The organism is Ochrobactrum sp. PL_is501, assembly GCF_055816895.1.
Genome location: NZ_JBVPGR010000036.1, coordinates 94,731 through 116,891, shown reverse-complemented (window position 1 = coordinate 116,891; position 22,161 = coordinate 94,731). Strand labels below are relative to the sequence as shown.

General features: G+C 57.1%; 24 protein-coding genes. 9 read left to right on the top strand and 15 right to left on the bottom strand.

Annotated features, from left to right (window positions below):
• Positions 1–11: 11 nt before the first annotated feature.
• The 4 genes from AC0TOF_RS13930 to AC0TOF_RS13915 all read right to left on the bottom strand — a co-directional run bounded on the left by AC0TOF_RS13930 (position 12) and on the right by AC0TOF_RS13915 (position 2,303).
• Positions 12–440, bottom strand: coding sequence for an SRPBCC family protein (locus tag AC0TOF_RS13930; RefSeq protein WP_113368648.1), 429 nt, complete (start codon positions 438–440; stop codon positions 12–14).
• Complete coding sequence (locus tag AC0TOF_RS13925; protein ID WP_021586135.1) at positions 433–768, bottom strand: ArsR/SmtB family transcription factor; 336 nt, start codon at positions 766–768, stop codon at positions 433–435. Before AC0TOF_RS13925 ends, AC0TOF_RS13930 begins: the two co-directional genes overlap by 8 nt.
• 150 nt (positions 769–918) lie before the next feature.
• Entirely contained in the window at positions 919–1,620 is a 702-nt protein-coding gene (locus tag AC0TOF_RS13920; RefSeq protein ID WP_473768703.1) for an aspartate/glutamate racemase family protein, read from the bottom strand.
• A gap of 80 nt (positions 1,621–1,700) precedes the next feature.
• Positions 1,701–2,303, bottom strand: coding sequence for an LOG family protein (locus AC0TOF_RS13915; RefSeq protein ID WP_473768702.1), 603 nt, complete (start codon positions 2,301–2,303; stop codon positions 1,701–1,703).
• 150 nt (positions 2,304–2,453) lie between these two features.
• On the opposite strand from AC0TOF_RS13915, the gene AC0TOF_RS13910 reads away from it, so the two are divergent.
• The 6 genes from AC0TOF_RS13910 to pssA all read left to right on the top strand — a co-directional run bounded on the left by AC0TOF_RS13910 (position 2,454) and on the right by pssA (position 8,275).
• On the top strand, positions 2,454–2,801 hold the full coding sequence (locus AC0TOF_RS13910) for an MliC family protein (RefSeq protein WP_122003195.1): 348 nt from the start codon (positions 2,454–2,456) through the stop codon (positions 2,799–2,801).
• A 114-nt stretch (positions 2,802–2,915) separates the two neighbouring features.
• Positions 2,916–4,178 (top strand): Ig-like domain-containing protein, encoded by a 1,263-nt coding sequence (locus AC0TOF_RS13905; RefSeq protein WP_473768701.1) that lies wholly within the window; start codon positions 2,916–2,918, stop codon positions 4,176–4,178.
• 159 nt (positions 4,179–4,337) lie between these two features.
• Positions 4,338–4,691, top strand: coding sequence for an ArsR/SmtB family transcription factor (locus AC0TOF_RS13900; protein WP_473768700.1), 354 nt, complete (start codon positions 4,338–4,340; stop codon positions 4,689–4,691).
• A 15-nt stretch (positions 4,692–4,706) separates the two neighbouring features.
• A complete protein-coding gene (locus AC0TOF_RS13895) occupies positions 4,707–6,593 on the top strand; it encodes an ABCB family ABC transporter ATP-binding protein/permease (protein ID WP_473768699.1) in 1,887 nt (628 codons plus the stop codon).
• Between the two features lie 127 nt (positions 6,594–6,720).
• Positions 6,721–7,419, top strand: coding sequence for a phosphatidylserine decarboxylase (locus tag AC0TOF_RS13890; RefSeq protein WP_473768698.1), 699 nt, complete (start codon positions 6,721–6,723; stop codon positions 7,417–7,419).
• Between the two features lie 4 nt (positions 7,420–7,423).
• Entirely contained in the window at positions 7,424–8,275 is an 852-nt protein-coding gene (gene pssA, locus AC0TOF_RS13885) for a CDP-diacylglycerol--serine O-phosphatidyltransferase (protein WP_473768697.1), read from the top strand.
• Here pssA and AC0TOF_RS13880 read toward each other — a convergent pair.
• From AC0TOF_RS13880 to rpsF, 11 genes are all read right to left on the bottom strand, one after another.
• Positions 8,261–8,818 carry an AAA family ATPase gene (locus tag AC0TOF_RS13880; protein ID WP_473768696.1) on the bottom strand — a complete coding sequence of 186 codons (558 nt, stop codon included), beginning with the start codon at positions 8,816–8,818 and terminating at the stop codon, positions 8,261–8,263. The genes pssA and AC0TOF_RS13880 overlap by 15 nt on opposite strands.
• A gap of 172 nt (positions 8,819–8,990) precedes the next feature.
• Positions 8,991–9,731, bottom strand: coding sequence for an SDR family NAD(P)-dependent oxidoreductase (locus AC0TOF_RS13875; protein WP_121980549.1), 741 nt, complete (start codon positions 9,729–9,731; stop codon positions 8,991–8,993).
• 73 nt (positions 9,732–9,804) lie between these two features.
• Complete coding sequence (purF, locus tag AC0TOF_RS13870) at positions 9,805–11,295, bottom strand: amidophosphoribosyltransferase (protein WP_122003203.1); 1,491 nt, start codon at positions 11,293–11,295, stop codon at positions 9,805–9,807.
• A gap of 270 nt (positions 11,296–11,565) precedes the next feature.
• On the bottom strand, positions 11,566–12,141 hold the full coding sequence (locus AC0TOF_RS13865; protein WP_473768695.1) for a CvpA family protein: 576 nt from the start codon (positions 12,139–12,141) through the stop codon (positions 11,566–11,568).
• Positions 12,142–12,254: 113 nt separating this feature from the next.
• Positions 12,255–13,649: a DNA repair protein RadA gene (gene radA, locus AC0TOF_RS13860; RefSeq protein ID WP_021586124.1), complete on the bottom strand. Its 1,395-nt coding sequence runs from the start codon at positions 13,647–13,649 to the stop codon at positions 12,255–12,257.
• 27 nt (positions 13,650–13,676) lie between these two features.
• Positions 13,677–15,182, bottom strand: coding sequence for a replicative DNA helicase (locus tag AC0TOF_RS13855; RefSeq protein WP_122003205.1), 1,506 nt, complete (start codon positions 15,180–15,182; stop codon positions 13,677–13,679).
• Positions 15,183–15,362: 180 nt separating this feature from the next.
• A complete protein-coding gene (locus tag AC0TOF_RS13850; RefSeq protein ID WP_473768694.1) occupies positions 15,363–16,649 on the bottom strand; it encodes a class I SAM-dependent methyltransferase in 1,287 nt (428 codons plus the stop codon).
• Between the two features lie 327 nt (positions 16,650–16,976).
• The gene (gene rplI / locus AC0TOF_RS13845) at positions 16,977–17,546 is read right to left on the bottom strand and encodes a 50S ribosomal protein L9 (RefSeq protein WP_122003207.1); all 570 of its coding nucleotides are present in this window, start codon (positions 17,544–17,546) and stop codon (positions 16,977–16,979) included.
• Positions 17,547–17,575: 29 nt separating this feature from the next.
• A complete protein-coding gene (locus AC0TOF_RS13840) occupies positions 17,576–18,550 on the bottom strand; it encodes a DUF2232 domain-containing protein (protein ID WP_473768693.1) in 975 nt (324 codons plus the stop codon).
• 147 nt (positions 18,551–18,697) lie between these two features.
• Positions 18,698–18,946: a 30S ribosomal protein S18 gene (rpsR, locus tag AC0TOF_RS13835; protein ID WP_006466219.1), complete on the bottom strand. Its 249-nt coding sequence runs from the start codon at positions 18,944–18,946 to the stop codon at positions 18,698–18,700.
• Between the two features lie 2 nt (positions 18,947–18,948).
• On the bottom strand, positions 18,949–19,404 hold the full coding sequence (gene rpsF, locus AC0TOF_RS13830) for a 30S ribosomal protein S6 (protein WP_122003209.1): 456 nt from the start codon (positions 19,402–19,404) through the stop codon (positions 18,949–18,951).
• A gap of 464 nt (positions 19,405–19,868) precedes the next feature.
• On the opposite strand from rpsF, the gene fabD reads away from it, so the two are divergent.
• The 3 genes from fabD to AC0TOF_RS13815 all read left to right on the top strand — a co-directional run bounded on the left by fabD (position 19,869) and on the right by AC0TOF_RS13815 (position 22,076).
• Entirely contained in the window at positions 19,869–20,813 is a 945-nt protein-coding gene (fabD, locus tag AC0TOF_RS13825; protein ID WP_473768692.1) for an ACP S-malonyltransferase, read from the top strand.
• Between the two features lie 12 nt (positions 20,814–20,825).
• Positions 20,826–21,563: a 3-oxoacyl-[acyl-carrier-protein] reductase gene (gene fabG, locus AC0TOF_RS13820; RefSeq protein ID WP_122003210.1), complete on the top strand. Its 738-nt coding sequence runs from the start codon at positions 20,826–20,828 to the stop codon at positions 21,561–21,563.
• 276 nt (positions 21,564–21,839) lie between these two features.
• Positions 21,840–22,076 carry an acyl carrier protein gene (locus AC0TOF_RS13815; protein WP_002963616.1) on the top strand — a complete coding sequence of 79 codons (237 nt, stop codon included), beginning with the start codon at positions 21,840–21,842 and terminating at the stop codon, positions 22,074–22,076.
• Positions 22,077–22,161 lie beyond the last annotated feature (85 nt).

The window sequence follows — 22,161 nt, the reverse complement described above, 5'->3', positions numbered from 1 at the left end:
TGTCGGCAGGATCAGTTGGCCAGTCCGTCGAAATTCGTCAGAATGGTGGTCCAGCCTTTGATATGGCCGTCGCGGGCTTCAGGGCTGCGGAACTTGACCTGTTTCAGCGTAATGTCGGTGGTATTTGGATCTACTTCCTTGAGGTCTATCGTCACCACGCTGTCGTCCAGCGAGTGGGGCGAATTCCACGTGAACGCCAGGCGTGAATGTGGGTCGATTTCCAGATAAGTGCCCGAATGGGGCACGTCGCGATCGACCATGTGCATGACGATGGAAAAGCGTCCGCCTTTCACCGCATCCGTGCTGACATCGGAAGGTCCGGTGCTGTCACTTGATGCGCGCATGAATTTCGCCAGCGTTTCAGGCGACAGCCATGCGTTGAATACCTTCTCCCGTGGGGCCGCAATCCTGCGATTGACTGTCAGTTCGAGCTCACTCATTTTCATGTTCCTTAGAAACGAGTACATCTTCCAGCGCCGTGAGGCGCAGTTCCCAGACAGACTTCAGTTCCGCAAACCATGCCTCCACTTCCCGCACGGGCTCCAGCTCGGCGGCAATGAAATGCTCGCGTCCTAAAGTCTTGCGGGTGACCAGCCCTGCCTCCTCCAGCACCTTGATGTGTTTGGAGACCGAGTTGAGCGACATGTCGAAATGAGCGGCGAGCGCAGTCACCCTTGACGCGCCCTCCTGTACGAGAAGCGTCAAGATGTGCCGTCGGGTAACGTCCCCCACGGCCTTGAGAATATGCGACAAAGCATCATCGTTCATTATTCACCCGTGAGGTTGAATATACTGCATTGCGAAAGATAGTCAACCATATGGTTGAATATTTGCACGGCGCTCGACGGGAAGCAAGCGAATGGCATTGAAGTTCCGGAAAGAATGGTTTTCCTGCCGGGTAAAATCTCCAGGGTTTTCTCAGGATTTTGAGGAAAGGGCGGCATCAACCGCCGCCTCGGCATGCAATCGTGTCGTGTCGAAAACCGGCACAGGGCTATCTTGCTGGCCGATGAGCAGCATGATTTCGGTGCAGCCGAGAATGATGGCGTCCGCCCCGCGCCCAACCAGACGATGGATGACAGCGCGGTATTTTTCGCGTGACGCATCGCGCACTTCGCCAATCACCAGCTCCTGATAGATGATGTCGTGCACGGTCTTGCGGTCGGCATCGTCGGGCGTTAGCACCTCAAGCCCATGTTTGGCCGCGAGGCGGCCCTTATAGAAATCCTGTTCCATCGTGAAGGCGGTGCCGAGGAGCCCGACTTTTGAAAGGCCTGCTGCCTTGATCTTTTCCGCCGTGGGGTCGGCAATATGCAAGAGCGGGATAGATGTGGTGTTTTCGATGTCCGCAGCCATCTTGTGCATGGTGTTGGTGCAGATCAGGATAAAATCCGCGCCGCCCCGTTCAAGGTTCTGCGCGGCCTCGATCATGAGTGTGGTCAGCTCATCCCATCGGCCTTCATGCTGGAGGCCCTCGATTTCACCGAAATCCATGGACCACATGATGCTCTTGGCGGAGTGCGTTCCGCCAAGCCGTGCGCGGATTTCCTGATTGATGATCCGATAATATTCCTGCGAGCTTTCCCAGCTCATTCCGCCTATCAGACCGATGGTCTTCATCAACCTCTCCCGGATAAGATTAAGGGCGGATCGCTCCGCCCCTGCCGTATGCTCATGTGTTCTGGTGAAAGCCGCCGCGATCACATCTTCTCGATGATCTTCTGGTCGCCTTCATGCGCCTTGCCATTGGCGGCGATGATGGCGGGAACGATGTCTTCCGCTTTGTCGATCACCAATGGCTTCACCTGATGCGCGGTATGCAGGAAGCCTTCCGCCGCCATATGCTCAAGCAGTGAGAGCATAGGCTGCCAGAAATTGTTGATGTTTGCGAAAACCATTGGCTTACGATGCTTGCCGAGCTGCGCCCAGGTCATCATTTCCACGATTTCTTCAACCGTGCCGATGCCGCCCGGCAGCGTGACAAACGCATCCGATTTCTGGAACATGAGGTGCTTGCGCTCATGCATGTCGCCGACGACGATGAGCTCGGTCAGCTGTTGGGCCTTTTCGAGGCTCGCTTCCTTGTCGAGCAGGAAGGTCGGGATGATGCCGGTAACCTCGCCGCCAGCTTCCATCACGCCTTGCGCAACCGCGCCCATGATGCCGCGCGTGCCGCCGCCATAAACAAGGCGCAGGCCGTGTTCGGCAATGGAGCGGCCAAGCGTAACGCCCGCTTCACGATAGATGGGATTCAGGCCCGTAGAAGAGCCGCAATAAACACAGATGGATCGAATCTCAGACATGATTTCTTGTGCGCTTTTGGCCTTTCAGCGTCAAGCGCTTGCGATTTCAATTAGCGGAGAGATTTTGGTCACGGGCCAGTCCTGTTGGACATTTGTGGCGATTGTTATATCTCAATCAGTATGTGTTCCAGATCGAGAAGTGGATTGGATATGAAGAACTGGGTTGTGTTTCTCGGGCTTACCTTTGCCGCCTCATCCGCATCAGCGGGCGAGATCAATATCAAGCTGCCGGACGACACCGAAGTGACGACCAACTCCGTTCTCTACAAATGCGGCGAGAATAATGTGTCGGTAACCTACTACAATGCCGGTGATATTTCGCTTGCCGAACTGGAGCTGGAAGACGAAACCGTCATCGCCTCCAACGTCCTCTCCGGCTCTGGGGCCAAATATGCCGGCGGCGTTTATATCTGGTGGACCAAGGGCGAAACGGCCGATCTTTATAACCTTATGGACGATCCGGACCAGTCGAAGCCGACAAACTGTGTAGAACAATAACCCTGCTAATAAAAAGCCTCGTACCTTTTGCCGTTTCGGTGCAGATTTCTTGTGGGGGGAAGCCAAAAGCTATAAACCCGTCATTATAGTCTCTGGCGTGGGTTTCGAAACGAAATGCAAAAGAACAGGTTAGGATTGCTCGGTATCGGGCTCGTCGCAATTGTTGTCGGGCTCGGCCTCTATTGGAATGCAACACGATCCCGCGTTGAGGTGCCGCAATCCAATGTTGCTGCGCCAGTGTCAGGCGATGTGCCAACGCAGCCTCAAGCAACGCCATCGGAGACCAAAGCGCCAGAGGCGACCAACCCTGCGCCCGATGATGCGAAGCCGAAAGCCGCGCAATCCGAAGAGCCTGCCAAACAGGCTGATGCCGCTCCCGCAGAACAGCCGAACAAGACGCCGGTTTTCGATCTTCTTCGCGTCGAGCCTGACGGTTCGGTCGTGATCGCCGGCAAGGCGCTTCCCAATGCCGATGTCGAGGTTGTGGCAGGGGCAAACGTTGTCGGAAAGGCGAAGGCCGGAGCCAATGGCGATTTCGCCGTTGTGCTGGATGAACCCTTGAAAGCGGGCGATCACCAGCTTGTCTTGCGCTCGACCGGCGCGGACAACAATGTTGCCACTTCCGCGCAAACCGCCATCGTATCGGTACCAGAAACCAAATCGGGACAAGTGCTGGCGCTGGTCGAGGAGCCGGGTCAGGCAAGTCGCCTGATCACAAAGCCGGAAACGGCAGCGAAACCGCAGGAAAATACGGAAGCTGCTTCCGAAGCTCCGGCCAAGGATGGCAAGCCGGAATCCAAGCCTGTGCAGGATTTGCCGATTGCCATTGAAGCAGTGGAGATCGAAGGCCAATCCGTGTTCGTGGCGGGTAAGGCCAAGGGCGGTAATCGCGTGATCGTTCACGCCAACGATACGTTGCTCGGCGCAAGCCCCATTTCACCTGATGGCCGTTTTCTGGTGCAGAGCAAGCAGCCCCTCAGTGTCGGCGATTATATCATTCGCGCTGACCTGCTTGACAATGCCAATCGGGTTTTAGCGACAGCTCGCGTGCCGTTCCGCCGCGAAGCCGGTGAAAATATTTCAGCCATTGCCTCCGATACGGACGGCCAGGCAACCACGCCTTCGGGCGTGCATGGCGAAGCTGCGGCCCCGCTCCAGAAAGTTGAAGGTTCTGTCATCATCCGGCGCGGAGACAATCTCTGGACGATCTCCAAGCGCACCTATGGCAAAGGCACACGATACACGACAATCTATCTTGCCAATCGCGACCAGATCCGCAATCCGGACCTGATCTGGCCGGGGCAGGTGTTCAATATGCCGAAGGAACCTTTGGGTGAGGACGAGGTCAAGCGCCAGCTGGAAGAGCACAGGAACTGATGAGCATTTTCGCAACCGAACTGCACTTTCCTGTAAGGGATGGCGCATTTCGGTCGGGTGCACCAGTCACGATAGTGTGTTCCCATTTGCTGGCCTTTTCTGGAATGAACGTCTCCAAATCTTGAACTGCAGGGCATAATCGTATATCGTCGATAGACGATGAAGATAGTTCTGGACAAAAACTTGGCCGAAGCAGCCCCCGATGTGGCGCAGCTCGGCATTGATGATGAAGCGGCGGCGCGCATTTGCGCCGCGCTGGGGCATCCTGTCCGTATTCGCATTATCCGCCAGCTGATGATGGAGGAGGCTTGCTGCTGCAAGGATATTGTCGGCAAGCTCGACCTCGCTCAATCGACGGTTTCCCAGCACCTCAAGGTTCTCGTGCAGGCGGGTCTGGTCGACTACCGGCCCGAGCGCCAAACCTCTCGTTACAGCATCAACTGGCCGCAACTGGCCGCGATTCGCGCGCATCTTGCCACTTTCTCCGGTGACTGCTGCGTCAGCTCTGTTTGATTGAAAGACCCTGATATGAGTTCCCCCAAAACGGTTTCCGCCGACTCCGGCGAGACGTTCAAGACACTGCGAAATCTCTGGCCCTATATGTGGCCTTCCGACAGGCCGGACCTTCGCATGCGCGTCGTCTGGGCCACGTTCTATCTGGTGATTTCCAAGATCGTGCTGATCCTCGTCCCCTATTTCTTCAAATGGGTGACGAACGCCTTGACCGGCCAGCTGAACCCGCCGGATTATCTTCCGCTGTTTCTGGTTGGTGCGGTGATGCTGGTGTTGGCCTATAACGGCGCCAAGATCGTACAAGCCGGTCTCAACCAGCTTCGCGACGCATTGTTTGCGAGTGTCGGCCAATATGCGGTGCGTCAGCTTGCCTATAAGACCTTCGTGCATATGCATCAGCTGTCCTTGCGGTTCCATCTGGAACGGCGCACAGGCGGGCTTTCGCGCGTCATCGAGCGCGGCACCAAGGGCATCGAAACCATCGTTCGTTTCACGATCCTCAACACACTGCCCACCATTCTGGAATTTGCGCTGACGGCGGTGATTTTCGCCTTCGCCTACGGCATCTCATACCTTCTCGTGGTGGCTGCAACCGTCTGGCTCTATACTTGGTTCACGATCAAGGCGAGTGACTGGCGCATCAATATTCGCCGCGAAATGAACAATTCCGATACGGACGCCAACACCAAGGCGATCGACTCGCTGCTCAATTTCGAAACGGTCAAATATTTCGGCAACGAGAAAATGGAAGCCCAGCGCTTCGATGCTTCGATGGCGCGTTATGAAAAGGCGGCAACCCAGACCTGGACCTCGCTCGGCTGGCTGAACTTCGGTCAGGCCGTCATCTTTGGTGTCGGCATGGCGGTTGTCATGGTCATGTCGGCGCTGGAAGTGCGGGCCGGGACGCAATCCATCGGCGATTTCGTTTTCATCAATGCCTTGCTGATGCAGTTGTCCATTCCGCTCAACTTCATCGGCTTTATCTATCGTGAAATCCGTCAGGGCCTGACCGATATCGAGCAGATGTTCGACCTTCTCGATGTAAAGCAGGAAGTCGTCGACAAATCCAATGCGCCGGCATTGAAAATCGAACACGGCGCAATTCGTTTCGACGACGTGCATTTCGCCTATGACGCGAACCGTCCGATCCTCAAAGGCATCAGTTTTGAAGTTCCGGCAGGGAAGACAGTGGCGATTGTCGGACCGTCGGGTGCGGGTAAATCGACCATCTCGCGGCTCCTGTTCCGCTTCTATGATGTCCAGTCCGGGTCGGTCTCCGTCGACGGGCAGGATGTCCGCGATGTTACGCAGGAAAGCCTGCGCAAGGTCATCGGCATGGTGCCGCAGGACACCGTCCTGTTCAACGATACGATAGCCTATAATATTCGTTATGGCCGTCCCGATGCCACCACCGAAGAAGTGGAAAAGGCAGCCGAACTGGCGCAGATTTCGGGCTTCATCAAGCATCTGCCGGAAGGCTATCAGTCCATGGTCGGCGAACGCGGCCTCAAGCTTTCTGGCGGAGAGAAACAGCGTGTTGCCATTGCCCGCACGATCCTGAAGGCTCCGCCGATCCTCATCCTCGATGAGGCTACCTCCGCACTCGATACGGCAACCGAGCAGGAAATCCAGTCGGCACTCGACATTGTCAGCCGGGGCCGGACCACGCTGGTCATCGCGCATCGCCTGTCGACGGTGATCGGCGCGGATGAGATCATCGTCCTGAAAGACGGCCTGATCGCCGAAAGAGGCACGCACCGCATGCTGCTCAAGCACAAGGGGCTTTATGCTTCCATGTGGGCTCGCCAGCGCGAGGCCGATGAGGCGGAAGAGCGTCTGCGCCAGGTGCGGCAAAGCGACGAACTGGGCGTCGTTTCGCGCGGTGTTCCGGCGGCGGAATAGCGGGTTCGCGGGTGGTTAATTATATTAGGGCATGATCACGTGCCCTAACAGCCGTGAATAATTTGCGAAATGGATTTTGATTCCGGATAGGATGAGGTAAATAACGGCCAAACTCAAAGGAAGAGCGATGAGCCTTACTGACACTATCCGCAATACTTTCGTGCCGATCCACCGGGAAGGCTATCCGTTTATCGCGGGCTTTTTCGTTGTTTCGCTCATTCTCGGCTGGCTCTGGGACCCGCTGTTCTGGATCGGCATGGTGCTGACCGTCTGGTGCATCTATTTCTATCGTGATCCCGAGCGCGTGACGCCGATGGACGATGATCTGGTCATCAGCCCAGCCGACGGAAAGGTTTCTTTCGTCGGTCTGGCTGTCCCGCCCGCCGAACTTGACCTCGGTGCCGAACCACGCATGCGCGTGTCGGTCTTCATGAATGTGTTTTCGGTCCACATCAACCGCTCGCCGGTGCGCGGCAAGATCGAGAAGGTCGTGCATCGTCCGGGCAAGTTCCTCAACGCAGAACTGGACAAAGCCAGCACCGAAAACGAACGCAACAGCGTCCTGATCGAAAGCCCGCACGGCAAGATCGGCGTTGTCCAGATTGCAGGTCTTGTTGCCCGACGCATTGTCTGCTGGTCCAATGAGGATGATGAATTGTCCGTGGGCGAGCGGTTCGGCCTGATCCGCTTCGGATCGCGCGTCGATGTCTATCTTCCGGCAGAAGCGACCGTTCGCGTCGCTGTTGGCCAGACGGCTGTGGCCGGTGAAACCGCGCTGGCCGATTACGGCAGCGTGCGCGGTGAGCCTGTGGTGCGGATCGGCTGAGCCGATGGAAACACCTTTTCCGCCTTTTGAGCCCAATGGCCGCGTGGATTCATCGCGCGGCCCGAAGCTGTCGCAGATACCCCTGCGTATCGTCGTTCCCAATGTCATAACGGTTCTGGCTATCTGCGCCGGCCTTACCGGCATCCGTCTGGCCTTCGAGAACCGTTTCGAGCTTGCCGTTATGATGGTGCTCGTCGCAGCTTTTCTGGACGGCATCGACGGACGGGTCGCGCGCATGATGAAGGGATCGTCGAAGTTCGGCGCCCAGATGGATTCATTGGCCGATATCGTCAATTTCGGCGTGGCGCCTGCCTTGGTGCTCTATGCCTTCATGCTTGATCAGGCGCGCTCTTTCGGCTGGATCGCGGCACTTCTCTACGCCATTGCCTGCTGCCTGCGGCTGGCGCGTTTCAATGTCATGCTGGAAGACCCGAACCGTCCCGCATGGCAAAGCAACTATTTCATCGGCGTGCCTGCGCCCGCCGGTGCGATGCTCGTCCTGCTGCCGGTCTATCTTGGCTTTCTCGGCCTCACCCCGACACGCGCGCTTGCTTTCGGGGTCGCGGTCTATACCGTGGCCATTGCGTTCCTGTTGGTAAGCCGCCTGCCGGTTTATAATGGCAAATCGGCTGGCAGCCTTGTCCGGCGCGATATCGTCATGCCGCTGATCCTGTTTGTGGTGGTGTACGTCGCGTTCCTGATGAGCTTCACCTGGCAGACATTGAGCATCACGGCGCTCGCCTATCTTGCGTTTCTTCCGTTCAGTCTGGCAGCCTGGAACCGGCGCGAAGCCGCCGACCGCAAGTCTGAGGAAAAGGCAAGCACCGAAGAGGATGTGCCGTCAGACGACAACTGATGGCAAGGCCTGCTTGATGAAATTGACGCGCTCCTGGACCGATACTTTCGGCAGGAGCGCGATTTCATATCCGAGCCGCCTGTAGGTTTTGTCCATCGCATCGAAAGTACGTTCGGCTTCCTCGAAATCCTGTTTGCGCTCTGCATCCTGCCCGAAGATTTCCGCCCATGGCGGCGCCAGGAACACGGTTCTGTTATATCTGACCTGGAGGGCAGCTTCTTCCATGTGTTGTGAAACCGGCAGGTCGCACACCGTCAGATAGCCGATCACGTCGGGAACACCGCGATCGAAGAAAACCGTACCCGACTGTTGCTCCGCCATCGCGTGCGAGCGCATCTCCCAGCAAAGCATCAACTCGGCAAAAAGCGTGCGATCCTTCCAGGGCAGGGCATTGCCGCTGATAGCGACCTGATCCTGAATAATGGCGCGTCCAGCTTCAACGGTACGGGCGAAGCCATCCTTTTCGAGCGCATCGATCAGCGTACTTTTACCGGATCCCGGCCCGCCGCTGATGATGATGAAACGTTCGTGATTTCTGGTCATAGATCCTCCAATAGCAAAGGGCACGCGTGCCAAGATGGTTCGCGTGTGACGAAGGGGGGCTGGAAGTGGGGGGAATTGTCCGCTGAAAGAAGCGCCGCCAGGCGGCAAGAAGCGGAAGATATTGCAATAAATAGAACCGGCCTCGCTTGCAGGCAAGGCCGGAAGAAAGAAATCAGCTCGGCAGATGATAGTCGAGGAAGCGGTCCTGTCGGACGTCGAAAAGTTTGCCGCTAACTTCGAGTTTCGGATCGGCAAGCTTGACGATCTTTTCTGCAACCGATTGCGGCGTCGGCAGTGTTTCCGGATCTTCGCCCGGCATGGCCTGCGCGCGCATTGCCGTACGGGTGGCACCCGGATTGACGGAGTTGATCTTGAGCTTCATCTGCTTCGTCTCTTCAGCCCAGCTGCGTGCCATGACTTCGACAGCAGCTTTCGAGGCAGCATAAGGCCCCCAGAAGGCGCGGCAGGTATGCGCCACGCCGGAAGAAAGCAGAATGGCGCGCCCTGCATCGGAAGCGCGCAGCAGCGGATCGGTGGACCGGATGAGGCGCCACACACTGGTGACGTTGACGTTCATGACTTTCTCGAAAGTCTTGGCTTCGACATGGCCGATGGGCGATATCGTGCCGAGAACGCCCGCATTGGCGACCATGATATCGAGCTTGCCCCAGCGCTCATGAATGGAGCCACCGAGGCGATCGATCGCTTCCATGTCGGTAATGTCGAGAGGCACCAGCGTTGCACTGCCGCCGAGTTTGCGAATGTCGTCGTCCAGCTCTTCCAGTCCGCCGACCGTGCGCGCAACCGCAATCACATGCGCGCCGCGTTTTGCCAGTTCAAGCGAAAGAAAATAGCCGATACCGCGCGATGCGCCTGTTACCAGTGCAATGCGGCCCGTAAGGTCGATGCTCATCTAGTCCCCATATGTCATTCAAACACAAGAAACAGGCGGCCTTTTGGGCCGCCTGCGTGAAAGGATTGGGCGATCAGCCGTTGCTGGCGAGGAGAGACAGCGTATGGACGTTGCTCTCGCCTTCCTGATCGAGAAGACGGGTTGGATATTCGCCCGTAAAGTAGTGATCGGTAAAGGCCGGTGCTTTCGGATCACGTGGCTTTCCGCCCACAGCCTTGTACAGACCGTCGATGGAAAGGAAGGCCAGAGAATCCGCGCCGATATAGCGGCACATGGATTCGAGGTCTTCATGCTGGTTTGCCAGCAGCTTATCGGCATGGGGGGTGTCGATACCGTAGAAATCCGGGTGGTAAATCATGGGACTTGCCACGCGAATATGTACTTCCTTTGCGCCTGCATCGCGGATCATTTGCACGATCTTGACGGAAGTGGTGCCGCGCACGATGGAATCATCCACCAGCACCACGCGCTTGCCTTCAATCATGGCGCGGTTGGCCGAATGTTTCAGCTTCACGCCCAGCGCGCGAATTTGCTGCGTCGGCTCGATGAAGGTGCGGCCTACATAATGGTTACGGATGATGCCATATTCGAACGGAATGCCGCTTGCCTGCGCGAAGCCGAGAGCGGCAGGCGTGCCGCCATCGGGCACCGGCACAACGACATCGGCCTCGATACCGGCTTCCTTGGCAAGCTCCATGCCCATGTTCTTGCGCGCAACATAGACGCTGCGACCGCCGACGACCGAGTCAGGGCGGGCGAAATAGACATATTCGAACAGGCAGAGCCGTTCTGGCTGCGGATTTTCAGCCTTGATGGATTCGGTCGTGATGGAGCCGTCTTTCTGGATCTCGCAGATAATCACTTCGCCGTTTTCGACGTCGCGAATATATTTCGCTCCAATAATGTCGAGGGCGCAGGTTTCCGAGCAGAAGATTGGTTTCCCGTCCAGTTCGCCCATGACGAGCGGGCGGATGCCGATTGGATCGCGCGCGGCGATCAGCTTGGTGCGGGTCAGCGCCAGCATGGCATAGCCGCCTTCAACCTGCCGGATGGCATCGACGAAACGGTCGGACGAGGATGAGTGGCGCGAGCGGGCAATCATATGCAGCACGACTTCCGTGTCGGATGTCGCCTGAAAGATCGCGCCGGAAGCGATCAGCTGCTTGCGGAGCGTGAGGCCGTTGGTGAAGTTGCCGTTGTGAGCGATGGCGATGCCGCCAACTTCCAGTTCCGCGAACAATGGCTGCACATTGCGCAGGATGGTCTCGCCGGTGGTGGAATAACGCACATGGCCGATGGCGCGGTCGCCTGGCAGACGGTGCAGCGTCGCCGCATCGGTGAAATGGTCGCCGACGAGGCCCATATGACGCTCGGAATGAAAACGGCGGTTGTGATAGGAAACGATGCCGGCGGCTTCCTGTCCGCGATGCTGAAGGGCATGCAGGCCCAACGCGGTCAACGCGGCTGCGTCTTCATGGCCAAGAATGCCAAATACGCCGCACTCTTCATGCAGGGTGTCTTCATCCAGCATAAAGGAGGCATTTTCAGAAGAATGGCTGGTCATTGCCGCAAGGCCTTTCGATTGCAGAGGCAACTAAAGCGCCTCTCTATCACAAGATGGCTTTTTGTTAAAAGCGAAGAGTTCGCCGCTGCGTCGATATAGTCTCATGAATATCAGTATCGCACGATGCTCGCGAATAATCTCGCAAATTCCCGCCTGAAATATGATCGCGGAACTGAAATGACAATGTTTGAGCGTCAACTTGGCTATTTTGGTTGCAGAATCAGAAAAGCCGCCAGCGTGGCTGACGGCTTCCCGATAATCGAAAACGGCTTATTGCTGCGCAGGCGTATCGTCCGGAACCGGCGCTTCTTCCTGCTCACCCGAAGCGGGAGCATTCTGCTGCGGCTTGAATTTCTGCAGAGCTGACTCGGGATCTTTAGGCAGGAGACCCATAAGTTGTTCGCCTAGTGAGTCCAACATTGGCTTCGATTTTGCATTGGTAATCCAGCTAGGTTGGTTGTCTGGTACTGCCCATGTAAACAGCAGCATCGCAACCACGACGAGAAGAACCCCGCGAGCAGCGCCGAAGAGGAAACCGAGTGTGCGGTCAAGGGCGCCGATACGGCTATCGATGATGAAATCGGCAATTTTCATTGTAATCAGAGAGACAACAATCAGCACTACAAGGAAAACTGCGGCCATAGCTGCAATCATGGCGATTGTGTCATTGCTGATATACGGCTTTACGTAAGGCAGTACCGGTTTGTAAAACAGGAATGCCGCAGCTGCAGCTGCCGCCCACGACACCAGCGACAGCACTTCGCGGGAGAACCCGCGAACCATCGCCAGAACGGCTGAAACCAGCGTTATCCCGAGTAGAATTCCATCAAGCATGGTTATCGGCATTCTGGCCTGTCCTCAGTTATTTTGCGCAATCATTTCAGTGCGCAGGGCAGTCAAAGATGCTGGAGCTTATCACCGGAAGGTTGACAGATTCTTCCAGTCATAAAACTCCAGATTTATTGCTTCTTTCCGGAACCTGAAGCCGCAATACGCGCCACAAGATCGGGCAGAGCCGAAGTTTCCATGAGGCGGAAGCTGCGATCTTTCCAGAGTTCGCCGCTGCCGCCGGGCACTTCTGCCTGCCGGAAGCCGAGTTTCTCCGCTTCCTTGAGCCTCTGTACCGCATGCGTTACCGCACGAACAGCACCGGAAAGGCTGATTTCGCCGAAATAAACACAATCTGGCGGAAGGGCAATACCGGCCATGGATGAAACCAGTGCGGCAGCCACAGCTATATCCGCAGCAGGCTCGCTGATGCGATAACCGCCTGCAACATTCAGATAGACATCGTGCTGGCCGAAACGAACGCCGCAATGCGATTCGAGAACGGCAAGGATCATGGCAAGTCGCCCGCCATCCCAGCCGACGACCGCGCGACGCGGCGTGCCGAGCGAGGAGGGCGCGACAAGCGCCTGGATTTCCACCAGCACTGGGCGCGTGCCCTCCATGCCGGCGAAGACGGCGGCGCCGGGAGCCTTGGCATTGCGCTCGCCGAGAAAAAGCTCAGACGGATTGGACACTTCGCGCAAGCCGCCATCCGACATTTCGAAAACGCCGATTTCGTCGGTCGGGCCGAAGCGGTTCTTCACCGTTCGCAGAATGCGGTAATGGTGACCGCCTTCGCCCTCGAAATAAAGAACGCCGTCAACCATGTGCTCGACCACGCGGGGACCGGCGATCTGGCCCTCCTTGGTCACATGGCCGACCAGCACAACCGCTGCGCCTGTCTGCTTGGCATAGCGGATCAGCGCCTGTGCCGACGAGCGTACCTGTGTGACCGTGCCGGGCGCGGAATCCGCCATGTCGGTCCACAGCGTCTGGATGGAATCAATGATGACGAGATCGGGCCGTTTGGCGTCTGAAATAGTGGCGATAATGTCTTCGACATTGGTCTCAGCGGCAAGCTCCACCGCCGACGAGGCCACGCCCAGACGCTGGGCGCGCAAGCGGATCTGTGCGACCGCTTCTTCACCTGAAACATAGACAATGCGATGACCGCGATTGGAAAGGGCAGCGGCAGCCTGTGTCAAAAGCGTGGATTTGCCGATACCGGGATCGCCGCCGATCAGAAGCGCAGAACCGCGCACGAAACCGCCGCCGGTAACGCGGTCAAGCTCGCTGATGCCGGAAATGATGCGCGGCGCGTCCTCTATATCGCCGGAAAGCGAGGTGAGGGCGACAGCGCGCCCCTTGCGCTTCGACAGCATGGCGCCCGGTCCGGAGCCGATGCCGCTATTCGTGCCTTCCTCAACGAGCGTGTTCCACTCGCCGCAGGAATCGCACTTGCCCGCCCAGCGCGAATGGACCGTGCCGCAATTCTGGCAGATGAACTGAACACGCGCCTTGGCCATCAGACGCGCTCCATCGCGAATGTGAGTTTATTCATATTGTTCCGGAAGATAGGAACCCTCGGCCAAATCTGCAAATCGCGTGAATTCAGACTGGAAGGCGAGTTTGACGGTGCCGGTAGGCCCGTGACGCTGCTTGGCGATAATGACGTCAGCAGTGCCGCGCACTTTTTCAAAATGCTGCTTCCATTCTTCATATTTCGGATCGAATTCGTCGCGCGGCTCTAGATTCTTGACGTAATATTCCTCGCGGAACACGAACAGCACCACGTCGGCGTCCTGTTCGATGGAGCCCGATTCACGAAGGTCGGAAAGCTGCGGGCGCTTGTCGTCGCGGCTTTCCACCTGACGAGAGAGCTGTGAAAGGGCAATGATCGGAACGTTCAGTTCCTTGCCGAGCGCCTTGAGACCGGTGGTGATTTCCGTGATTTCCTGCACGCGGTTTTGCGCCGAAGCTTTCGACGAGCCGGTCATCAGCTGCACATAGTCGATCACCAGAACGTCGAGGCCGCGCTGGCGCTTGAGGCGGCGCGCGCGTGCTGCAAGCTGGGCGATGGAGATGCCACCGGTCTGGTCGATATAGAGCGGGATTTTCTGCATCACCTGCGAACAGGCGACGAGCTTTTCAAAGTCGGTCTCGGTGATGTCGCCGCGGCGGATTTTCGAAGACGAAACTTCCGTTTGCTCGGAAATGATACGGGTGGCGAGCTGTTCCGCCGACATTTCGAGCGAGAAGAAACCGACGACGCCGCCATTCACGGCCTTCATCGACCCATCGGCCTGCTGTTCGCCTTCATAGGCATTGGCGATGTTGAAGGCGATATTGGTGGCAAGCGAGGTTTTGCCCATGCCCGGACGACCGGCAAGAATGATCAAGTCGGAGGGCTGTAAACCGCCCATCTTGCCATCGAGCGTGTGGATGCCGGTCGAAATGCCGGAAAGATGCCCATCGCGCATGAAAGCGGCGTTGGCCATGTCCACGGCGGTTGTCACCGCGTCCTTGAAGGGCAGGAAACCGCCGTCATATCGGCCCGTTTCGGCCAGTTCGAACAGGCGGCGTTCGGCGTCCTCGATCTGTTCCTGCGGCGCCATGTCGACAGGCGCATCATAGGCAACATTCACCATGTCTTCGCCGATGCCGATCAGCGCACGCCGGGTCGCCAGATCGTAAATGGCGCGGCCGTAATCTTCGGCGTTGATGATGGTGACGGCTTCAGTTGCGAGACGGGTCACATATTGGAAAATCGTGAGATCGCCCACCTTGCCTTCAGTGGGCAGGAAGGTCTTCATCGTCACTGGATTGGCCATCTTGCCGACACGGATAAGATCGGTAGTGATCTCATAGATGCGGCGATGCAGCGGCTCGAAGAAATGGGTGGGCTTGAGGAAGTCCGATACCCGGTAAAACGCATCGTTATTGATCAGAATGGCGCCGAGCAGCGCCTGTTCCGCTTCAATATTGTGGGGTGCTTCACGATAGAGCGCGTCTTTCTGCTCCCGCGCGTCGTCGAGTTTACGTACCGCCGCTTCCGCCATGATTCCAATTCCTGTCCCTGATGCAACCAGCTAACCCTCAAGCGATGCCAAACGCAACGACGCTTCGGGTGATTCCTGCTGGAAGAGACAAGCTATACCATGATTCACACTGATCCACAGTTGGGATCGTCGTTTGGTCAGCCCGCTATTGACGCGGACTGACATATCGAATCGGCGGAATTAAATTGAGGCGTTCATGCTTTTTTTGACTGCCCGCACCTCGCTATTGGCCCCTTTCGGTGCGCTGTCGAGGCGTTTGAGGCGCTTCTCCTCGGCCTCGATATAGTTGCGGGTTAGTGGAACGGATTCCTGCCTGTGCGCGATCTGGATGTGGAACACCATCATGTTCTGCCAGCGGAACGCGCTTTCCGATGCAGCAAGATAAAATTCCCACATGCGGCAGAAGCGCTCGTCATAAAGTGCCTTTGCCTTGTCGCGATTGGCCATGAATGCCTCTCGCCACGCCTTCAGCGTTTCCGCGTAGTGCAGCCGCAGGATTTCTATGTCGGTGGCGTAAAGTCCGGCCTTCTCGATATGCGGCAGAACCTCTGAAAGTGCGGGGATATAACCGCCGGGGAAGATGTATTTGCGGATGAACGGATTGGTCGCTCCCGGCCCATCGGCACGTCCGATGGCGTGCAGCAGAAAAACACCATCCGGCTTCATCAGCCGCGCTACATGCTGAAAGTATTCGGCGAAATGCCCGACACCGACATGCTCGAACATGCCGACCGAAACAAGCCTGTCAAACTTGTCGTCGATATTGCGATAATCGGTGAGCTCGAACTTCGCCCTGTCTGCCAATCCCTCATCTTTCGCGCGCTGGTTGGCGATAGCATGCTGCTCTTCGGATAAGGTTACGCCCGTGACATTGGCCTTGAGATGGCGGGCGAGATAAAGCCCCATGCCGCCCCAGCCGCAGCCGATATCGAGCACCTTGTCCCCTTCCTTCACCAGCATCTTGGCGGCGATGTGGCGTTTCTTGGCGAGCTGCGCCTCGGCCAGCGTGGCGTTTGGCGGATCGAAATAGGCGCAGGAATATTGCTTGTCGGGATCGAGAAACAAGTCATAGAGCTCGCCGGACAGGTCATAATGACTTTTGATATTGCTCGATGAACGTGAAATCGTGTTCATCTGCTGGAAACGGCGGAAGAGCACGCGCAGTTTTCCCGCAGCTTTCATCCATGGCTCGGTTGCCGCCGTCGGTCCGGTATTTTCAAACACCACCTGAAGCAGCGTATAGATATCGCCTTCCAGAAAGTCGATCTCGCCATCCATGAAACATTCGGCGAGCTTCAGTTCCGGGTCGAGCGCAACGGCGCGCTCGGCATGCTTGGTCTTGAACTGTACATGAACCGGCGCGCCGGTCTTGTCGCCATACTGAAATCGCGACCCTTCGGAATCGGTGACAGTCAGATCACCGGTTTTAATCATATGCGAAAGAACAGTACGCAACATTCCATACATCGGCCCCATCTCCTCTCCAGGATTGAAGCGAGTGCACGTCCATGCGTTTGCATGGCAGGCGGCGGTGCATGGTATCAGAGCCGCTCTGTCATCAGATTTCAGGCAATATCCCAGTCGGTCAATCGGCCTTGGGAGTCGTGCCCAAGCAACGCAGACGTTTCCGTCGGCACCCTCTGCAATCCAACACTAATGAACAGAATAGGGAGTTTTATCGATCTGAAAAGAGAAAATGCCCGACGGAGGCCGCCGGGCATGATCATATAAAGTTTACCACGATGGGAATGCGAGCCATCGGGCAGGCCATTCCCACGGATAATAGGTGGCTAATTAAGCCTGATCTTCAGCTTCGTCTTCGTCGTCGAAAACTTCTTCCGACAGAGGCTGTTCTTCGATGCCGTAGATGGCTTCGATCGAGGTCAGGTCTTCACCCTTTGCCTGACGTTCGGCTTCTTCGGTCGAACGGGCGATGTTGACCGTAACCTGAACCTGAACTTCCGGGTGCAGCGAAATCGAGACTTCGTGCAGGCCGATCGTCTTGATCGGGTGGTTCAGTTCAACCTGGTTGCGGTGCAGGGTGAAGCCATTGGCGGTGATGATCTCGGCAATGTCACGGGTCGAAACGGAACCGTAGAGCTGGCCGGTTTCACCAGCCGAACGCACGACGATGAAGCTTTCGCCATTGAGCTTTTCAGCAACGGCGCTGGCTTCGTTCTTGCGTTCCAGGTTCTGGGCTTCGAGCTGAGCGCGCTGGCCTTCGAACTTCTTCTTGTTGGCTTCGTTGGCACGAAGAGCCTTGCCCTGCGGCAGCAGGAAGTTGCGGGCATAGCCGTCCTTGACCTTGACGGTTTCGCCCATCTGGCCGAGGCGGCCAATACGTTCCAGAAGAATGACTTCCATTGGAGTTTCCTTTCGAGTTTCTATTGGGTTTACTGACTGTCGGTGCCAGGCATTTTCGAAACCGGCGCGCCGCGCGAAGTGTCGAAAAGTCCAAGAACCATGAAGACGAAAAGCAGGAATGCGAAAAGTATGATCGCAAAGTAGGCAAGCCACAGCGCCACCGGACGCCAAATCTTGCCGCGTGTGCGAAAATGCATGATGGCAAGACCTGATATCATGAAGCCTGCGCTAAGAGCACCAGCGACGACGGTTGCAATCAACCCGGCGCCGCCGGGAAGAAATGCGACCGCAAGAGCGACCGCGAAGACAAGCAAAGCCGGACGCGGCATACGCAGCGTCGCAGGCCAGTCGTCACGCGGACGGCGCTGCCGACCCGACATGGAGATCAGGCGCTGCGCCAGATAAAGATTGCCGACGAGAATAGCGAGGCACGTTGCCGGCTGGATTGCAGGCAAGGCGACCATCAGCAGCGCGGTCACATTGTCCCGAATGTCCTCGCTGGCCGTGAACTGGGGATCGGCTTCGGCAACCCGGTCAATGAGCGTGCTTGCAAGTTCGCGCGCCATGTCCGGGCCGAAGCCGAGAATTGCGCCGATAACGACGAAGCTGAGCGCCACCATAAGGGCGAGCCGGAACACGATGTCCGACAGCGGATACCAGACGAGAATATCCTTTGGGCCGCCGACTTCTTCCGCTGGCCGCGCGAGGCCGGACAGATAAGCGCCGATTGCTGCTGGAATGAAGCTCGTCAATGCCATCAAGAGGGCTGCGAGCGGGACGGCGACAACGCCGACCGCAACCGTGGCGGTGGCAGCGGCAACGATACCGGCGCTCGACCCCCAGCCAAGGGCAACGACGAAGATGGGAAGCGGTGTCAGGAAATAGAGAACCATGGCCATGGCAGCGGCCATCGCGCCACCTTGAACGATGACGCCGGACGACATCAAGGCCGAGGCAAGCCCCGCCAATATGCCGATACCGATAATGGCTCCATTGAATTTCATCAGTTTCGCTGTCCTGCTCCGGTCCGGCCGGTCCTGCAGTTAGAGACGATCGACAAGTGTCGTCTCAACTTGGGTTTTTGGTACGTCCGCCACGCCCATCGCAACGGAGGAAACGGGAGGAGGCGAACCACCTCCCGAATTTAGTTCTTACTTCACAACGTAAGGCAGCAGGCCGAGGAAACGAGCACGCTTGATCGCCTTGGCGAGTTCACGCTGCTTCTTCTGGCTGACAGCCGTAATACGGGAAGGAACGATCTTGCCGCGTTCGGAAATGTAACGCTGCAGAAGCTTGATGTCCTTATAGTCGATCTTCGGTGCGTTTGCGCCGGAGAACGGGCACGTCTTGCGACGGCGATGGAAAGGACGACGGGTCGGGATCTGATTGATATCAACCATGATTATGCTCCTTCACCAGCTTCGTTGTCACGCGGGCGGCGTGGGCCGCGATCACCGCGGTCGCCTCTGTCACCGCGGTCGAAACCGCCTTCACGGCGACGCGGACGATCATCACCATCGCGTTCGCGACGGTCGTCGCGACGGGTGAGCATGGCCGACTGGCCTTCTTCGTGTTCTTCAACGCGAACGGTGAGGAAACGAAGAACGTCTTCGTTGATGCGCATCTGGCGTTCCATTTCGGCAACGGCTGCAGCCGGAGCGTCAATGTTTACGAGCGTGTAATACGCCTTGCGATTCTTCTTGATGCGGTAGGTGAGGGGACGCAGACCCCAGCTTTCGACCTTACCGACCTTGCCGCCATTAGCTTCGAGGACACCCTTGAACTGTTCGACGAGAGCGTCGACCTGCTGCTGGGAAATGTCCTGGCGGGCAAGAAGCACATGTTCATAAAGAGCCATTGGCTTTGCCTTTCTTCTGTTACAACATGCTGACACCAGCGGCTAAGCCTCTGCGACTTCTCTTGATCCGGTAAACCGGAGAAGAAAGGACGCGCAAACTTGAGACGGTCGAGAGCGGAGACACGGGAGGCAGAAGCGCTTATGACTTCCACGGACAAAAGTGCAATTACTTGCACCGTTTGACCGGCCCTCCGTTCAGCCCCCAGCTGGTGCCGAGCAATGAACGGGCGGCTATTACGTGTTTTTCCCCGGCTTTGCAAGGCGCAAACGGCACAAAAACCGGGAAATACTTGACTTTGCTGCCCGCGCTGGGGCACATCGCGCCAAATTGCGCAATTGGAGCGCATCCCGAAAAGTGTGAAACGGTTTTCGGATAGGATGCGCGTTATAATAAAAAATTAGAGCGCCGTTCTGATTCAGTCAGATCGAAACGCGCTCTAATTGCAAAGATGAAAGAGGCTTTCATGGCGGTAGCATTCACTTTTCCAGGGCAGGGCAGCCAGGCTGTGGGCATGGGCAAGGCTCTGGCAGAGCAGTTTGCAGAAGCGCGCGCCGTCTTTGATGAAGTGGACGCGGCGCTTGGCGAAAAGCTTTCCGCTACCATGTTCGAAGGGCCGGAAGATGTGCTGACCCTGACCGCCAATGCCCAACCCGCGCTGATGGCCGTCTCGATGGCCGTGTTGCGTGTCATGGAAGCGCGCGGCTTTTCGCTGAAGGATAAGGTTTCCTACGTCGCCGGGCACTCGCTTGGCGAATATTCAGCACTTTGCGCGGCCGGGACATTCTCGCTTGCCGATACGGCACGTCTCCTGCGCATTCGCGGCAATGCGATGCAGAAGGCTGTTCCTGTCGGTGAAGGCGCGATGGCTGCAATCATCGGTCTCGAACACGGCGATGTGGAAGCTGTCTGCGCGGAAGCAAAAGCCTCCGGCTCGGTCCAGATCGCCAATGACAATGGCGGCGGCCAGCTGGTGATTTCCGGCTCCAAGGCTGCAGTCGAATTGGCTGCAAAACTGGCGTCTGAAAAGGGCGCAAAGCGCGCAATCACGCTGCCGGTGTCCGCGCCCTTCCATTCGACTTTGATGGCGCCTGCTGCTGACGCCATGCGCGAAGCGCTCGCCTCGGTCGAAAAGCACAATCCGATTGTGCCGCTTATCGCCAATGTACGCGCAGCGCCGGTCACTGATGCCAATGAGATTGCTGATCTGCTGGTCGAGCAGGTTACGGGCCAGGTGCGCTGGCGCGAAACGGTGGAATGGTTCGCAGCCAATGGCGTGACCTCGCTTTATGAAGTAGGTTCGGGCAAGGTTCTGACTGGTCTGGTGCGCCGCATCTCGAAAGATGTGTCCGGTGCAGCCGTTGGTTCAGCGGAAGAAATCGAAGCGGCGCTCGCCGCCCTCAACGCTTAAAAGGGACTTCGCATGTTTGATCTGACTGGCCGCAAGGCTCTGGTAACCGGCGCAACCGGCGGTCTTGGTGAAGCGATTGCCCGCGCACTTCATGCGCAGGGCGCAATCGTCGGCCTGCACGGCACGCGTGAGGAAAAGCTGAAAGAGCTTGCCGCTGAACTTGGCGAGCGCACCTTTATCTTTCCGGCTAATCTTTCCGACCGCGAAGCTGTAAAGGCTCTCGGCCAGAAGGCCGAAGAGGAAATGGGCGGCGTCGACATTCTGGTCAATAATGCCGGCATTACCCGTGATGGTCTTTTCGTGCGGATGAGCGACGAGGACTGGGATGCTGTTCTTAACGTCAACCTGACGTCCGTCTTTAACCTGACGCGTGAACTGACCCATCCGATGATGCGTCGCCGCAATGGCCGCATCATCAACATTACGTCCATCGTCGGCGTCACCGGCAATCCCGGTCAGGCGAATTACTGTGCATCGAAGGCCGGTCTTATCGGCTTTTCCAAGTCGCTGGCACAGGAAATCGCCAGCCGCAATGTTACAGTGAACTGCATCGCTCCCGGCTTCATCGAATCGGCCATGACCGACAAGCTGAATGAAAAGCAGAAGGATGCGATCATGAGCAATATCCCCATGAAGCGCATGGGCGTTGGCGGTGATATTGCGGCTGCGGTTGTCTATCTGGCAAGCGATGAGGCGGCCTATGTGACCGGCCAGACCTTGCACGTCAACGGCGGCATGGCCATGATCTAACCCTCCTTCTCCCCTCAATTATGGTATAAAATGCCTTAATACGGGGGGTGGAGAAGGAAAAGGCGCTTTGCCTTGCTCAAGAAGCATGGTAATGCGCCCATCGAGAATTGCGGCATTCTGAGTAGAAGCGCTGCGATCCTGTTCCGAAAGGAATATCCACAGGATGACTGTCCGGGCGGCTTCGCTCGAAACTTGGCAGACATCTTATAACTTGATTACAATCCTGCATGCCGCTAACCAAGGCAGAGCAACAAACACACAGGTCGAGGTTCCGACATGAGCGATACCGCAGAGCGCGTCAAGAAAATCGTTGTTGAACATCTGGGCGTAGATGCCGACAAGGTCACGGAAGGCGCAAGCTTCATCGATGACCTCGGCGCAGACAGCCTCGACACGGTCGAGCTGGTCATGGCTTTCGAAGAAGAATTCGGCGTTGAAATTCCTGACGACGCTGCCGAAACGATCCTTACGGTCGGCGACGCTGTGAAGTTCATCGACAAGGCTTCTGCCTAATCTGAACTTGAGCATTGGGCTGGGGTTCTCGCGAATCCCGGCCCTGCTTGTCTTTGGTCGTGCCTTTCGTCTTCGCGATCGGGAC

Coding starts and splice junctions, on each gene's coding strand:
- AC0TOF_RS13930 (WP_113368648.1), bottom strand. CDS start 440: ATGAGTGAGCTCGAACTGACAGTCAATCGCAGGATTGCGGCCCCACGG.
- AC0TOF_RS13925 (WP_021586135.1), bottom strand. CDS start 768: ATGAACGATGATGCTTTGTCGCATATTCTCAAGGCCGTGGGGGACGTT.
- AC0TOF_RS13920 (WP_473768703.1), bottom strand. CDS start 1,620: ATGAAGACCATCGGTCTGATAGGCGGAATGAGCTGGGAAAGCTCGCAG.
- AC0TOF_RS13915 (WP_473768702.1), bottom strand. CDS start 2,303: ATGTCTGAGATTCGATCCATCTGTGTTTATTGCGGCTCTTCTACGGGC.
- AC0TOF_RS13910 (WP_122003195.1), top strand. CDS start 2,454: ATGAAGAACTGGGTTGTGTTTCTCGGGCTTACCTTTGCCGCCTCATCC.
- AC0TOF_RS13905 (WP_473768701.1), top strand. CDS start 2,916: ATGCAAAAGAACAGGTTAGGATTGCTCGGTATCGGGCTCGTCGCAATT.
- AC0TOF_RS13900 (WP_473768700.1), top strand. CDS start 4,338: ATGAAGATAGTTCTGGACAAAAACTTGGCCGAAGCAGCCCCCGATGTG.
- AC0TOF_RS13895 (WP_473768699.1), top strand. CDS start 4,707: ATGAGTTCCCCCAAAACGGTTTCCGCCGACTCCGGCGAGACGTTCAAG.
- AC0TOF_RS13890 (WP_473768698.1), top strand. CDS start 6,721: ATGAGCCTTACTGACACTATCCGCAATACTTTCGTGCCGATCCACCGG.
- pssA (WP_473768697.1), top strand. CDS start 7,424: ATGGAAACACCTTTTCCGCCTTTTGAGCCCAATGGCCGCGTGGATTCA.
- AC0TOF_RS13880 (WP_473768696.1), bottom strand. CDS start 8,818: ATGACCAGAAATCACGAACGTTTCATCATCATCAGCGGCGGGCCGGGA.
- AC0TOF_RS13875 (WP_121980549.1), bottom strand. CDS start 9,731: ATGAGCATCGACCTTACGGGCCGCATTGCACTGGTAACAGGCGCATCG.
- purF (WP_122003203.1), bottom strand. CDS start 11,295: ATGACCAGCCATTCTTCTGAAAATGCCTCCTTTATGCTGGATGAAGAC.
- AC0TOF_RS13865 (WP_473768695.1), bottom strand. CDS start 12,141: ATGCCGATAACCATGCTTGATGGAATTCTACTCGGGATAACGCTGGTT.
- radA (WP_021586124.1), bottom strand. CDS start 13,649: ATGGCCAAGGCGCGTGTTCAGTTCATCTGCCAGAATTGCGGCACGGTC.
- AC0TOF_RS13855 (WP_122003205.1), bottom strand. CDS start 15,182: ATGGCGGAAGCGGCGGTACGTAAACTCGACGACGCGCGGGAGCAGAAA.
- AC0TOF_RS13850 (WP_473768694.1), bottom strand. CDS start 16,649: ATGTATGGAATGTTGCGTACTGTTCTTTCGCATATGATTAAAACCGGT.
- rplI (WP_122003207.1), bottom strand. CDS start 17,546: ATGGAAGTCATTCTTCTGGAACGTATTGGCCGCCTCGGCCAGATGGGC.
- AC0TOF_RS13840 (WP_473768693.1), bottom strand. CDS start 18,550: ATGAAATTCAATGGAGCCATTATCGGTATCGGCATATTGGCGGGGCTT.
- rpsR (WP_006466219.1), bottom strand. CDS start 18,946: ATGGTTGATATCAATCAGATCCCGACCCGTCGTCCTTTCCATCGCCGT.
- rpsF (WP_122003209.1), bottom strand. CDS start 19,404: ATGGCTCTTTATGAACATGTGCTTCTTGCCCGCCAGGACATTTCCCAG.
- fabD (WP_473768692.1), top strand. CDS start 19,869: ATGGCGGTAGCATTCACTTTTCCAGGGCAGGGCAGCCAGGCTGTGGGC.
- fabG (WP_122003210.1), top strand. CDS start 20,826: ATGTTTGATCTGACTGGCCGCAAGGCTCTGGTAACCGGCGCAACCGGC.
- AC0TOF_RS13815 (WP_002963616.1), top strand. CDS start 21,840: ATGAGCGATACCGCAGAGCGCGTCAAGAAAATCGTTGTTGAACATCTG.